Source organism: Nostoc sp. ChiQUE02 (assembly GCF_034531305.2).
Lineage (GTDB): Bacteria > Cyanobacteriota > Cyanobacteriia > Cyanobacteriales > Nostocaceae > Nostoc.
In genome coordinates, this window is sequence record NZ_JAVRBN020000087.1 from 1 (window position 1) to 14,073 (window position 14,073).

Annotated in this window: 11 protein-coding genes and 5 pseudogenes; 11 read left to right on the forward strand and 5 right to left on the reverse strand. The window is 42.4% G+C overall.

What is annotated here, in order from left to right; translation table 11 throughout:
* A pseudogene (locus RM347_RS34320) lies at positions 1-105 on the forward strand (zinc ribbon domain-containing protein); the annotation flags it as partial.
* A 324-nt stretch (positions 106-429) separates the two neighbouring features.
* On the opposite strand, the gene RM347_RS34325 reads toward RM347_RS34320, so the two are convergent.
* Both RM347_RS34325 and RM347_RS34330 read right to left on the reverse strand, forming a co-directional pair.
* A complete protein-coding gene (locus tag RM347_RS34325) occupies positions 430-1,071 on the reverse strand; it encodes a response regulator transcription factor (RefSeq protein WP_322719772.1) in 642 nt (213 codons plus the stop codon).
* A gap of 294 nt (positions 1,072-1,365) precedes the next feature.
* Positions 1,366-2,739 carry a sensor histidine kinase gene (locus RM347_RS34330; RefSeq protein ID WP_322719773.1) on the reverse strand — a complete coding sequence of 458 codons (1,374 nt, stop codon included), beginning with the start codon at positions 2,737-2,739 and terminating at the stop codon, positions 1,366-1,368.
* A gap of 376 nt (positions 2,740-3,115) precedes the next feature.
* On the opposite strand from RM347_RS34330, the gene RM347_RS34335 reads away from it, so the two are divergent.
* Positions 3,116-3,658, forward strand: coding sequence for a hypothetical protein (locus RM347_RS34335; protein ID WP_322719774.1), 543 nt, complete (start codon positions 3,116-3,118; stop codon positions 3,656-3,658).
* 561 nt (positions 3,659-4,219) lie between these two features.
* On the opposite strand, the pseudogene RM347_RS34340 reads toward RM347_RS34335, so the two are convergent.
* Positions 4,220-5,121 (reverse strand): annotated as a pseudogene (locus tag RM347_RS34340) (ISAzo13-like element transposase-related protein); the annotation flags it as partial.
* Positions 5,122-5,343: 222 nt separating this feature from the next.
* Here RM347_RS34340 and RM347_RS34345 point away from each other — a divergent pair.
* Both RM347_RS34345 and RM347_RS34350 read left to right on the forward strand, forming a co-directional pair.
* Complete coding sequence (locus tag RM347_RS34345) at positions 5,344-5,592, forward strand: IS1/IS1595 family N-terminal zinc-binding domain-containing protein (protein WP_416211917.1); 249 nt, start codon at positions 5,344-5,346, stop codon at positions 5,590-5,592.
* A gap of 75 nt (positions 5,593-5,667) precedes the next feature.
* Positions 5,668-6,066, forward strand: a pseudogene (locus RM347_RS34350) (IS1 family transposase); the annotation flags it as partial.
* 25 nt (positions 6,067-6,091) lie between these two features.
* Here the strand turns inward: RM347_RS34350 and RM347_RS34355 are convergent.
* Positions 6,092-6,877 (reverse strand): annotated as a pseudogene (locus tag RM347_RS34355) (IS701 family transposase); the annotation flags it as partial.
* Between the two features lie 45 nt (positions 6,878-6,922).
* Here RM347_RS34355 and RM347_RS34360 point away from each other — a divergent pair.
* From RM347_RS34360 to RM347_RS34390, 7 genes and pseudogenes are all read left to right on the forward strand, one after another.
* A complete protein-coding gene (locus RM347_RS34360; protein WP_322719775.1) occupies positions 6,923-7,045 on the forward strand; it encodes a hypothetical protein in 123 nt (40 codons plus the stop codon).
* A gap of 5 nt (positions 7,046-7,050) precedes the next feature.
* Positions 7,051-7,188 (forward strand): annotated as a pseudogene (locus tag RM347_RS34365) (Hsp20 family protein); the annotation flags it as partial.
* A gap of 311 nt (positions 7,189-7,499) precedes the next feature.
* Positions 7,500-8,627, forward strand: coding sequence for a hypothetical protein (locus RM347_RS34370; RefSeq protein ID WP_322719776.1), 1,128 nt, complete (start codon positions 7,500-7,502; stop codon positions 8,625-8,627).
* Between the two features lie 473 nt (positions 8,628-9,100).
* Entirely contained in the window at positions 9,101-9,202 is a 102-nt protein-coding gene (locus tag RM347_RS34375) for a DUF2934 domain-containing protein (RefSeq protein ID WP_416211918.1), read from the forward strand.
* A 729-nt stretch (positions 9,203-9,931) separates the two neighbouring features.
* A complete protein-coding gene (locus RM347_RS34380; protein ID WP_322719777.1) occupies positions 9,932-11,788 on the forward strand; it encodes a glycoside hydrolase family 2 protein in 1,857 nt (618 codons plus the stop codon).
* Positions 11,767-12,867 (forward strand): galactose-1-phosphate uridylyltransferase, encoded by a 1,101-nt coding sequence (gene galT, locus RM347_RS34385; RefSeq protein ID WP_322719778.1) that lies wholly within the window; start codon positions 11,767-11,769, stop codon positions 12,865-12,867. Before RM347_RS34380 ends, galT begins: the two co-directional genes overlap by 22 nt.
* Before the next feature lie 478 nt (positions 12,868-13,345).
* Positions 13,346-13,558, forward strand: a complete 213-nt coding sequence (locus RM347_RS34390) for a hypothetical protein (RefSeq protein ID WP_322719779.1) — start codon at positions 13,346-13,348, stop codon at positions 13,556-13,558.
* Positions 13,559-13,681: 123 nt separating this feature from the next.
* On the opposite strand, the gene RM347_RS34395 is transcribed toward RM347_RS34390, so the two are convergent.
* Positions 13,682-14,026, reverse strand: coding sequence for a hypothetical protein (locus RM347_RS34395; protein WP_322719780.1), 345 nt, complete (start codon positions 14,024-14,026; stop codon positions 13,682-13,684).
* Positions 14,027-14,073: the final 47 nt, after the last annotated feature.

The window sequence follows — 14,073 nt, forward strand, 5'->3', positions numbered from 1 at the left end:
GTACCTGCCCACAATACTAGTCAAAATTGTTCTAACTGTGGCAAGAAACTTAAAAAGTCTCTATCTACGAGGACTCATGTTTGTCCTCATTGCAACTATGTAGAAACTTTGAATTTTTCCCTTTCCTATCAGGCTGCACCTTAGTTGCATCGACCTGCACCTTAGATGTATCAACTTGTACCTTACTTGGATCGGTTTGCAACTTAGATACATCGACCTGCACCTTAGATACATTGACCTGCAACTAAGTTGCATCGACTTACAACTTAGATGCATCGACCTGCAAAAATTAAACACCTTACTGGCGTAACAAGAGTAGTAGTGTTGGCATAGCCCACCGTAGCTATCGCTACTACTCTTGTTAAAATCAATTATCTTAAAACTTTGCAATATAAAATATTCAAAAGTAACTAAGTTAATTCACCAATACTAAACACATCCAACTCGCACTGCTGTAGTTGCAGCCTCAGTACGGTTCGTTACTCCTAACTTATTTAGTACCTGGCTGACATGATGCCTGATGGTAGAAGGACTCAGTTTCATCCGTTGAGCAATCGCGTCATTACTTAATCCTAAAGCCAGCAGTGCTAAAACTTCTTCCTGTCGCTTGCTCAAGACAGGTTGGGATGATAGTTTGCTCGGTTGCAGCAAAGCCTGGATCACCTCTACTGTCAACATCGACCGACCGATCGCAGCGGCTCGGATGGCATCCGCCAACTCATCAATCGAGATACCCTTGAGCAGGTAGCCAATAGCTCCGGCTTGCATTGCTTGCTGTACCAAATCATTCGCTAGAAAACTCGTCAAAATTAAAACTTGAATTTCTGGGTATTTTTTGCGGATAGCTCTTGTTGCTTCTGCTCCATTCATCCCCACCATCATCAAATCCATCAGCACTACATCTGGCTGCAACTGTTCGCACAAATGTACTGCTTCATCTCCATTACGCGCTTCACCCACTAATTCCATGTCATCAAACGCCAGCAAGAGAAATTTAATACCTCCCCGCAGGATTTGATGATCGTCAACAGTAATGACCCGAATCGGTTTCAATGATTTATCTTTTTCCATATATAAATCCGGGGTATTAAGACTATTTTTAATACATTGGCATTATTGTTCCATTTTCAGTATTTATACGTGAGATTCTTAATCTTTAATTTTTCATTTCTCGCCAGTCAATCACGCAAAAATCCCACAATGTAATATGTAAACCTGTCTTTTGTAAGTAAGTTGATGGAAATAAACATAACTATGTTACAAAAACAAATACGCCTAAAACCCTTACCAATGACTAATCAAAAAGAACAAATCACGATTCTAGTAGTTAACTTTATTTATACCCAATGCCCCATTCCCAATTCCCTACTCCCCATTCCCTATTTTCAAGCTAGCGATTGACCAACTCAGGACAATCTCAGTCCCTTCCCCTGGATAGCTTGACAAATAGAAAATAGCACCAATGGATTCAGCTCGTTCTTTCATAATTGCTATTCCCAGATGACCAGATGGTATCTTGTTGGAGTCAAAACCACAGCCATTATCGCTAATACGCAAGACTATTTCCTGTGAATCGCCGTGGAGGCTGACTGATACAAGCGTTGCTTGGGCATATTTAATAATATTATTTAGTGCTTCTTGAGTAATCCGGTAGAAGACAAGCTTCACTTCATTAGACAGAGAGCGCTCGCCTTCCACCGTCGTTATTACCTGAAAACTTGCCCGTCCTTGAATTCCCTTGGTTAACTGTTGTAGCAATTCACCTAAAGGTTTATCTGCCAAACCACTAGGACGCAACTCAACTAGTAAATTCCGCATTTCTGCTAATGCCCCTTGTGTCAATTGGGCAAGTTCCTCTAATCCCTCCTGGGCTACCTCTGGGTTGCGTTTCCAGACTCTAGGCAAGGCTTCGGCAATTGTCGCTACAGTAAACAATGTCTGCGATACTGAATCGTGTAAATCGCGGGCGAGACGATTTCGCTCCACTTCTACAGCAATCTTCCGTAGCCGTTCGCTTTCAATCAATTGTTCCCCTAGCTTCACCGCTTGAATCAACTCCTTCCTTAAGCGTAGACTCATAATCACCACGAAGGACATAAATCCAAATCCAGCCAGGTATATGAATTTGATTGTCCCTAAATCTACTTGGCGATCGTGTTGAACAGTTCCTACCAAAATCACTACGGAAAGACACAGAGTCAACGCTGCTTGCTTTTCACCACGTCGGTATTGACGGTAACAGGCGTAAAACAAGAAAACAGCACTACTGTTTAAAGCTAATAATTGAAAACTGAATAGCGGATTGAGTGTACCTTTTGGGTGAGTAATCGATTCGCTCCAAGGCAAAGAAATACTTGATAGGCTACTGATATGAGAGTAAAGAATCCCCGTAGCGGAAATTTGGTTAATTAACAAGCTGATGACGTACACGCTATTCAGTACCAAAATTAAACGCATTGGCTTAACTTTAGTATATAAAGCTACAAACCATACAATAGTAATTCCGTCAACATACCCTATAGAAGATGCTAATTTTTTGGCAATTATGTAGTTTTCTACATTAGTGGTTTGATATGTGAGTATCAAAGCCAGGATATAGGCACAAACTCCTAAGCAGACTAACCCAAAGCAGAAGTGAAGCGCTGTTTGTAATCGCCCATAGGCAATCAGCAAATGTAACAGACCGATATATAGGCAAATGCCAGCAACTATACCCAGAATGGTTGCAATAAGAGTCATTATTTGTTGTATTAAAATTTATATCTAACAACAAACAAGTAATATCACCTGAATAGAGACTTTTCACTTCTCTATATACATTCTCTATTCATAACTAATAGTTATATAGGTCATTGATCCTAGTCAAAAATAGGACACTTGTACGATGTGCTTACCCAGGCGATCGCTGTACAATCCATTACGTCAATGATTTAAGCAATATTTCAGCGAACCTTGCCTCTGCGGTCAGAGGTTACAGGTGTAAAGGATTGTGCGCCAATACAGTTCAGTAGAAACGTTGCATTGCCTAGAGGTGTTGTATTACAACATCTCTACAGATGTTTAACGGAAAGTACTTACAAAATTACTACAGTTGTGTAATCAACTAACAAACAAAATGAATAAAATTTGCTCTCGCAACACTTTGTTGTTTAGTTCTGTTTTTGCTTGTACATTGCTTGCGGCTCCTAACGTTGTTAGGGGTAACGACTTCTCAGTACCAAAAACTATTTCTAATACAACACCTTGTCGCCTCAATGTCACTGGTTCTTATCTGACAAAAATCTTCAACCAAGATGGCACAATTGCATCTCGTGGCGTCATAACACTTACCGCAGATGGTAACTTTTTTGTCATTGACTCCAATCAAGGTGGCGTTACCAACGTCTTTAATCCCTTTAGCAATGGACAAGGTGCTTGGAAGTGTAATGGTAAAACTGGAGTCAGTGCCAGATCCATTACCTTTGCTTTTCCAGGAAGTGCAGGATCTATCGGTAGTATTGGCAGATCCGACTATCAAGCTAGCTTTAATCCTCAAACGCAGACTGTAGAAGGGACTATCACGCTGCGTTTATTCAATCTCAATGCTAATCCGTTATTAAATAATGTCCCACCTGTAGGAACATTCAATTTTTCAGGGCAACAAATCAAAGCTAATTAACCCGAAGAAATAATTACTAATTCGTAATTCGCAATTCGTAATTAAAGAGGGTACAAGCCCCCACTGATTGCAATTACGAATTACGAATTATCAATTACGAATTACTTTGACTGGCGGTACTGGTGCTGACACAGGGTAACTTTACTTTTGTTTAAGTGTGTAGGGTGGGCAAATGTTTGCCCACTCACAAATTGGCTAAATGCTTTGATTTGCACCTTTGTTGCATTGGCTTGCAACTTAGTTGTATCGAACTGCACCTTTGTTGCATTGGCTTAGGGACTTCCAAAGAATAAATCATTCCAAGAAAAACAAGAGACAGGATTTTTCAAGAATGATAATCATTTTAAGGGAGGAGAAAAGGGGTTGCCGAGGGCAACCCTTTTTCTCCCTCTCATCTATGCATGAAGAATCTATACACTTGTCGTCTGCTTTGAAGTTAAACGGTGTAAATTAGTATGTTTTGTTTGTAGCTAAATAAATGCTGTTATTAAAATCAAATAACTTTTGTCTTATTACAACAAATATCAATAAACCAATTACCTAAATTTGGGAAAACTTCATGACTTGATGTTTGTGGGCAAACTCTACTATACGTTTCATAAATTGGGTACGCCGTGAACTATTCTGCGGCCCATCATCAAGATTTTGAAGTAATGTTTTAATTTGCGAAAAACGATACTTTTCACAAGACCAAAAATCTTCTAAAATATCAACAATAAAATCACTGGTAACTTTCGATTCCGTAAAGTATAAAAATAGTTCATCAAACTCTGGAAGAAATATACCATAAGGAGTTACAGTTGTTTTTGGATTATAATCATGGTCATCAGCTTTCGCTCCATCCCTGCTTTTACCCCCTCGATCAAATGAGCCAATCTTAACGCGGGCTTTTCCGTCCATGCTGAGACGTAAAACACTCTTATCTTCCGAAGCGTCTTTGTTTACTATGTCTAGTTGCTCAAAGATTGCATCAGTTTGTGGGATTTTTTTTGAGGTTGAACTTTCTTTACTCTTCTTAGTTTGTAACCTAAATTATTTAATTTGACGCGAATTGTTTCTGATGTATGTAAATTCTCATCACTATAACCATACTTTTCAATTAATTGTTTTCTAACTTCGGCAGCACTGAGTCTGCTATATAGTCTTTGACTTTTAAAACTAGGATCAGTTTGGCTTTGCGAATCTACTATATTTTTTATATCTTCTAAAAGATTTGGCAAGTGTTCTTCTGCTTTATAACGCCCTTTGCCACTTATGTTATCAATACAAGTAATACCACTTTCTAATTCTCTTATTCCTTTCCTAATAGTATCTCGATTCCATCCTAATTCTGATTGTGCAAGCCGTTGCCCTCCTAAACCTAAGCCCTGAACTGTCGAAGCCATAAATTTACGTTTTGCTGCACCTTTTAATTGAGATGCAGTTTCAATCAACAACTTTTTAAGAGAATCAGTTAATACTATAGCCACTAGTTGCCACACTCAAAAACAAGCGTCATTATTCAAATTACTACAAAAGGGGGATGAAGGGGCTGCCGACGGCAGCCCCTTCATCCCCCTTTCAAATGATTATCATTACTGTTAGCGGAATAGTTTATTTTCTGGAAGTCCCTTACAACTTTGATGTATTAACTTACAACAAAAATGGGCGTTGCATAATATAGGGATGAATTGAGGTGTGATACTGTGTATTGTCCATACTGTGATTCTACTGAGATTAGAAAAAATGGTAAACGAAGAGGTAAGCAAAATCACATTTGTGTAAAATGTGGTCGTCAATTTATCGATGCCTATAGTCCACCAAAAGGATACTCAGATGAGATAAAACAAGACTGTTTAAGATCATACGTGAATGGCATGGGATTTCGAGCGATCGAGCGTGATAAGGGAGTTCACCATACAACCATAATTAATTGGCGAAAAACTTATTGGTGAAAAACTTCCAGATGCACCACCAATCAACGAGATACCAGAAGTTGGAGAGTTAGATGAACTCGAAACTTTTGTCGGTTCAAAAAAAACAAAATTTGGTTGTGGACAGCAGTAAACCACTTTCGTCAAGGAATTTTAGCTTGGGTTTTGGGAGACCACAGCGCTGAAACATTTAAACCTTTGTGGGACATTGTTTGCTGCTGGCAATGCTATTTTTATGTTACCGATGGATGGAAAGTTTACCCCAGTTTTATTGAGCCAGGAGACCATATCGTCAGTAAAACATATATGACCAGAGTAGAAGGTGAAAATACAAGGTTACGTCATTATCTAGCACGCTTACAGACGCTCCTAACGTCGCTACCGCTTCGCTATCGCAAAACATTATGCTATTCCAAATCAGTAGATATGCTTAAATACTCAATTCGTTTGTTACTTTATTACTTAAAGTATAGACAAATACCTGTATTTAGTTAATTCATCCCGCATTTATGCAACGCCCGATTTTCCAACGAATTTTGCACACCTCTTGTACAACATCCGTGGAGCTTTGAGATAAATCGTTAGTGGCGATATAATCCGTTCTGTTGGTAGAAACAGTAACCCGGAATAGTTTCACTTTCTTCTGAGCGGGAAACCCTTTAATTTTTATGATTTTACCACATTTTCACTCTTCAGGACTCCATTCTAATAATTCAATCCGTTTATATTTTTCTTTGGCAAATGTATCATCAACTAACCGATTATTTTTTAAAGGGCAATAATAAATTTTTTCTAACCTATCAATATAAAGCATTAAACTATGTACGGCATACCATGTGTCCATCAAAACAGTATCAAATGGTAAAAGCTTATGATATACAAGGTTTTCCAGCATGTCTTTCACATGGTCTATCTTGGTTTTACCATCGACATCAGGATTAAAAATACGGTAATCTATTACCCAAAATCTTTGAATAGTAGGGTTGACATACACGCAACTAACTACACCAATACCTTTGACGACACCATGCTCATTACCACTATATTGTCTCCTGACTATTTCTATTTCTTCAGAATACCTTTTATCTAAAACGCTATCATCAAATATTATGTAACCATTGGTATCAGGCTCAACTAACTCTTTCACGTTATCCCAGAGTAATCGAGGTGTTAACTTTTCTCTCTTCAAATAGTAGTTAATTGCATCATGGCTAATAGTCTCTAAATGCTCTGCCAAATTGGTCATCGTATAATTAATTTGACTACTTAATAAGTATTGGCAGTAATTAAGCTTAGTAAATCTCATTACCGCAAGCAACATTTATCTCATACAACCTCTACCTATTTTCTCATGAATATTTCATGCTTTGCTTCCAATACATCGGCTTTTATTACGAATACAAGGCTTTCGGAATCAGATTTAACTAATACTTATGTACTAGCAATTGACGATCGCATTGTGCCAGTTGCGTAAGTCCTATTTACTTACAGCATAAGGTTCAAAATACTAATGTCACCGCAGATTATAAAGACGGCATTTTGAATCTGACACTGCCAAAAACTGAGCAAGAAAAGAACAAAGTTGTCAAGGTAAATCTTGAACAACCTGCTGCATAGAGTGAAACTACTCTACCTCCAATGATTGATTGAGATAATGAAAGCCTAGTTATCAGATGACTGGGCTTTTTGTATGCGATGTCTACGACGGGCTGCGTCGCTCTAAGCGTACTCCTACGGAGAAGCGAGCTACGCGTAGCGTCTCGTAGAGAAGCCATGCCGCAGGCTTTACGCTACGCTATCCTCTATACCTGATATTTACTTGATAGTTACTTGTTGATAAATAAGCCCATTAATTTATATAGAAAATTCTTGAAATTGGAGATTTAGTAAATTTACTGTATTTTAATTCAGTAGCAGAGGGAATCATCATGTACAACCACATCTCGCGCCGTGCGTTCTTCATTGGCGCGGTGAGAGCGGGAGCGACCGGACTTGCCGCCACGTCCCTTTCAAGAACCGGAGTTTTCGGCAGCTTCGCCGTTGCACAAAGCCAACCTCAGCTACAGCTCAACCTGCCCCCCTACCCGTTCTTTGACAACCTCCGAGCCGTCATGACCGAGAATCGGGATCTCCTCGACCGACTCGTGAGCGCCTACGCGCGTGCGACCCCGGCGGCGAGTCAGAATCCGATCGACTTCCTCTCACGCTACGTCCCGGTGTACGTGTTCGAGCAGACACTCCAACCGTCCGAACCCGGTGACCCGTCGCTCCCGACGTTGCTGTGGCTGATGCACCTCGCCGGGTATTTTGGCGGCGTGTGGTTGCGCGACGCTTTCATCCGCTTCCCGGTGCCGGGTTCGCCGAACCCACGGCCCGGATTTCCGCCGACCGCGAATAGCTTTAACGCGATTGTGACGCGCATTAACGCCGTGCTCACAGCATTCAACGGCAACGATGCCGGAGCGATCGCTTACGCTGAGGGGAGCCTTCGGGGCGCGCAGCTCCAGGGACTCACTGACAGCTACGGGTACAACGCGGGCTACCTCGACCAAATTCTCACTGGTTCAAAGCCGACGAACGCAATGGCTCCTGTAGGCTACTTCATCTACAACCCAACCTTGCTCTTTGAAGGCACCTATGCTGTCGAGGAGATCCGCCCGCTCGACAACTGGCGCAGACACGCCGAGCAAGCCGCAAGTCGGCCGGGCAGTCGCTACGCCGAGATTGTCAACGTTGTCGGTGGTACCGACTCACTCCTGGCGATCCAGTCGGCTGGAGTTGCACGGGGCAAAGCAACGTGGCAGCCCCAGAACGTGTTCCTCGCGATCGCGAACTACGACCAGCCCATGTATGACCTGCTCCTCGTGACCAGCGCGTACTTCTTGCAGTGCATACAAGCCACTGGGCTGGCGGCACTTGCAGCATCGGCAGTTGGGAACGCAGACTGGGCGCGGGCCGCCATGCGATCAAACGCGATGATCGTGCCGTATGGAGGCAGCTACAGCGTCGGGCTGTTTGACAACACTGGTCAGCTGCCGACGTTCACGATGGTCTGACGGTTGACTGGTCGCCGTGGCCTGCGGCCTCCGAGGTTCTTCAGCATCTGACTTTTCACGGGAAGTACTGTAACCCTAATCAAGGCTGGGTGTAGGGTGTGGGGCATGAAGAAGAAGTAATCTCTGTTTCACCTCTAAGAAATGAATATTTATTAACACTACACCCTACCCCCAATACCCTGCCCAGACGAGGTTTCACATTTTCTTAGTGCCTACCAGGGTGGAAGTGAGACACTTGCTTGTGGTGAGTCATGCATTATCCTAGCTGCCCTTAGCGGAGTGAGAATCTTACCTACTGGGCAGCCCGAAGGCGCGGCAAGCCTGATTGCGTGTTATGTCCCGGATTTAGAAAGCGACATAGTTATGCCACTTCGATCGCTAGGTCATTCAGACGATGACATACGCGCACTTGGTGAAGTTGGAATTAAGCCATCACCCTGGCTTTCTTAATTTTGAATTTCTATAAAATCCGTTTGAAAGCTGATGCAATCTGGCAAAAAATGGGCTATGCAAATGGCAAGTCTGTAGAATATTGGCTTCAGGCTGAAAAGAAGTTGATCGATTTTAAAATTTAACTTTATTCGGTAAATTAAGCTCTGAAGTTAACTGTTAGCAGTCATTACTTGATTGATAAGGGTTTGAGCTATTTTCTACCCAAGTATTTAAGATGTAGCGCGTAGGATGCCACAAATGCAAGTGTTTTTGTAGTGTCTCTTGCGATACTCATCATTCGCAGGCGTAATTGATGTCGCCAAGCATTTATGCAAATCAGTTGCACTTGCACTGGCAAACTTGACTTTATTTTCAGAATTGGCGTGGTTGCAGGCAAAAATGCTGTCTGTCTAGCAATATTCAATGGATGGTTCCGTTATTCTCTTAATATAACCTGATTTTAGTTATTTTCCTTTTGTTTGCTAATGTTTATTGACTAATAAATTATTTTAAAACATTTACTTAAACAATTTATATAAATAAAATTTTCATGACAACCACTTTATTGTGTGGCAGATTTATGATAGTTATTAGCCACCTAAATTTAATGCTTTTTTTTAGATAACCTGGCAAAGATTAGTAATGTATATGCCATAATGTCACGAGCTAGGGGTATATAAACTTATTGCTATACTTCATCACGTAAGTGGGGAAGGTATCAGTATTGACTACGAAAAAATATAATGCTACTAGCTCGAACCGATCGATGAATGATGCGGTAAAAACTCCTGCTATATCTGGGAATCCAATATTTGGATCTGGATCTAATCTATAGCAGGGGTTGATTGAGTTATGGATAGGGAGGAAATTTGATGAAATTGTTAGATTTAGAGAATTCTGAGGTTAAATTAGCCTCTAAAACTGATAATAACTTTGTGGACTTAGCAGCAGCACACCCACGACCATTGTTAAAACGATCACGCTGGCAATCTTTAAATGGGCTGTGGAAATTCGCATTTGATGACCAGGGAAAATGTGTCGAGCCGAGCGATTTTAGCGAGTGGTCTCATCATATAGAAGTTCCTTATGCGCCCGAATCTACCAAAAGTGGGATTAATGATCACGGTTTTCATCCAAACTGCTGGTACGAGCGCGAATTTGAAACACCACCAGGGGACGGCAGATTACTGTTACACTTTGGCGCTGTGGACTATCGCGCTCGTGTGTGGGTAAACGATAAATACATAGCCGAGCATGAAGGCGGACACACCTCTTTCACTCTCGATATTACCCATGCCTTAAATGACAGTGGTACAACCAAGGTAACAGTGTGGGCGCAAGACGATCCGCACGACCTCGCCAAACCTCGTGGTAAACAAGATTGGCACTTGAAACCCCATAGTATTTGGTATCCTCGCACGAGTGGCATTTGGCAGACAGTCTGGCTGGAGAGTGTAGGTGAGACTTATATCGGTAATCTTCGTTGGATTCCCGACTGCGAACGGTGGGAAATTGGGTTTGAAGCTGGGCTGGCTGGTAATTTACCTACTTCGGGTGTACAAATTAAAATTAAACTCAGCGTTGGCGATCGCGTGTTAGCAAGCGATACTTATGAAGTATTCAATGGGGAAATTACCCGCCGCATTGTTCTGAGCGATCCGGGTATTGACGATTGCCGTAATGAATTACTCTGGAGTCCAGAAAAGCCCACGCTGATAGATGCTGAAATTCAGCTATGGGATAAAGATCGTCTTTTAGATGCAGTGCAATCTTATACAGCGATGCGGACTGTCAGCATTCAGCGCGATCGCTTTATGCTCAACGGTCGCCCCTACTATCTCCGGCTAGTTCTCGACCAAGGCTATTGGCCTGATACATTAATGACTCCACCCAGTGACGAAGCATTGCGGCGTGATGTAGAACTCGTCAAAGCTATGGGTTTTAACGGAGTACGCAAACACCAAAAAATTGAAGACCCTCGCTTTTTATATTGGGCAGACGTTTTGGGGTTGTTAGTATGGGAGGAGATGCCTAGCGCTTACCGCTTCACGCCGAAAGCTGTGGAACGGATGACGCGTGAGTGGACGGAAATCATCAAGCGAGATGTCAGCCATCCTTGTATTGTGGCGTGGGTGCCGTTTAATGAATCTTGGGGTGTACCAAATTTGGTTGAAACGGCGGCTCATCGTAACTACGTATTGGCTATGTATCATCTAACCAAGACTCTCGATCCGACTCGTCCAGTAATTGGTAACGATGGTTGGGAAAGTACAGATACCGACATCCTCGCTATTCACGACTATGAACGCCACCCTGAGCGATTAGCCCATCGCTACAGACCGGATATTCAGATATCGGATCTATTCGAGCGTAGCCGCCCTGGGGGACGCATTCTCACCCTGGATAACTATCCCCATCAGGGACAACCAGTGATGTTGACCGAGTTTGGTGGTATTGCCTATGCTCCTCTCGATCAACCTAATGCAGATCAAGCTTGGGGATATGAACACTGCTCAAATATCTCCGAACTAGAAATGAAATACGCTGCTCTGCTGGAAACCGTTAATGACATTGAGCTATTTAGCGGATTCTGTTACACACAATTAACTGATACCTTTCAAGAAGCTAACGGTTTATTGTACGGCGATCGCACTCCGAAATTTCCCATTGAGGCAATCCGCGCAGCAACCCTCTCAGGACAAGGTTTATGTACTCCCACAAGCTGTTAAAGCCCGACGGACGCAAACTCAAGTTATACAGTCGTTACCCAATTAGTAGTCAGTTAGAAGCTACTAGCCCTAGTAATGAGCCAGTGCAAGCTAATCCCCACTTGCGCTGGCACCCCTTGCGGGGTGAATGGGTAGCTTATGCTAGTCACCGTCAAGGGCGGACATTCATGCCGCCCCCAGAATATAATCCCCTCGCACCTACCACCAACCCTGAGTTCCCAACGGAACTACCCCAAGGTAAGTATGACGTGGCAGTGTTCGATAACCGCTTTCCCTCAATGAGTCCGACAGCCAACAATCCACCTGATACCATCGTGGAAACGTTACCAGCTAATGGAGCCTGTGAGGTAGTGGTTTTTACGCAAGATGCCCGTGCCTCCTTGAGTTCCTTACAGTTGGATCATCTAGATTTGCTGTTGGAAGTGTGGGGCGATCGCACCTGCGAACTAGGACTAAATCCTGAAATTCAGTACGTGCTGCCTTTTGAAAATAAGGGGGTAGAGGTGGGTGTAACATTGCACCATCCTCACGGGCAAATTTACGCCTATCCTTTTATACCGCCTGTTCCGGCGCGGATGCTGTCAATGCAGCAGGAGTATTATGAAAAACATCAACGGGGTTTACTGCAAGACTTGATTCAGAGGGAGATTGCAGACAATCAACGGATTATTTATCAAGATGAGTATGCGATCGCATTTGTTCCGGTATGCGCTCGTTACCCCTATGAAGTCTGGATTGCACCGAAAGAGCCAGTTGGCACTTTTATGGATCTTACCCCAGAACAACGTTGGGGACTTGCTAAGGCGTTAAAAACTGTCACTCTCAAGTATGACGGTTTGTGGAATCGCCCGTTTCCTTACTTGATGGCTTGGTTCCAAGCACCCACGGATGGTTTAGCCCATCCAGAAGCACATTTACACGCCGAGTTTTTTCCACCATATCGGACAAGCGAAAGGCTAAAGTATCTGGCGGGAACCGAACTTGCAGCAGGGATGTTTGCCAATGATGCTTTACCGGAGGAGAAAGCGAAGGAACTACAAGCTGTGGTGGTAAATATTGAAGAACCGATTTCGGTGTGACAGGGTTTGAAACTGTAACTTAATTTCTTGACAAACCTACCCATTTATTGATGTTTGTTCATCTCTTGAATTAGTTCATCAATAAACTGTCCTAGAGGATGTTTGAAAATTCTATGCTTGTATTCAGATCCCCCCTAGCCCCCCTTAAAAAAGGGGAATAACCTTCTCAAAGTCCTCCTTTTTAAGGAGGATTTAGGAGGATCTAAAGTTTTGTATACGTCAGTCACCACTTTTCAAACAACCTCTTAACCATCCCTTCTAATCAGGGATGGTTTTTTACTTTTTTGTAATACCGTTTCACTTTAAAAATAATCATACAAATACTTAGGGCCACAGCATTGCTATGCCCTTACGAGAAATTTATATAACTCCAGACTGGATTTTGATAGTTCTGCTATAAGCCTTCTGATAGTGTATTTCTCCAAACAAAAGAGTTTAGGCTAGGGGTGCTTAGTTATAAAAATGAGAGGTAATAGTTATGCCTGGTGGACATGCTAGCCATAAAGGTGCTTCTAATAAACCCAATATTAATGCCAATGGAGTAATTGATGATGCTGCTGATGAATCATTAAAACCTGACGATCTCCTGTCTGAGGAGCAGACTAATACAGAAGTCCATAGAGTCGAAGAAAGTGTTAAATTTCCTCCTGCTACCGAACGCTCAGGTGAAAAATCAAATAGTAGTACCTGAAGTAACAATAGGACTCATATTTGATTTTTGAAATAGGTGTAGGGTGCGTTAGCAAAACGTAACGCACTTTATATAATCAATACCTTAGCCAATTTAGAAAGCTTAGGAATAGGGTTTAGCAGACTAAACAGTAACTCGATAAACGCAACGGCGATCGCCATTCAAAATGTGTTCAGTTCGTTCAATGGTTATATCTTCACCTAAAGCCGCTTGAAAAATTTCTAACTCCATTCGACACATCCCTATACAAGCAGTTGCTACTGCACAGATGGGACAATGCTTCTCAGCTAGTAAAAGGGTGCCATCTGCTATCGCCTGGATTAACCCTGACCAATGCCACAGCCAGATTACCTCAAGACTGAATGGCACTAAGAAAAGCTCTAAGCTATGTGGAATAAGGACTACAGCTTTAAAAGCTATTGAAAAGTGTTGGGATGGCTCAGGCAATTGTCTTTGATGCAGTTTCATGGAAGCGATGCCTACGGCGGTAAACTACGCCGATAAAGTTCATCGCT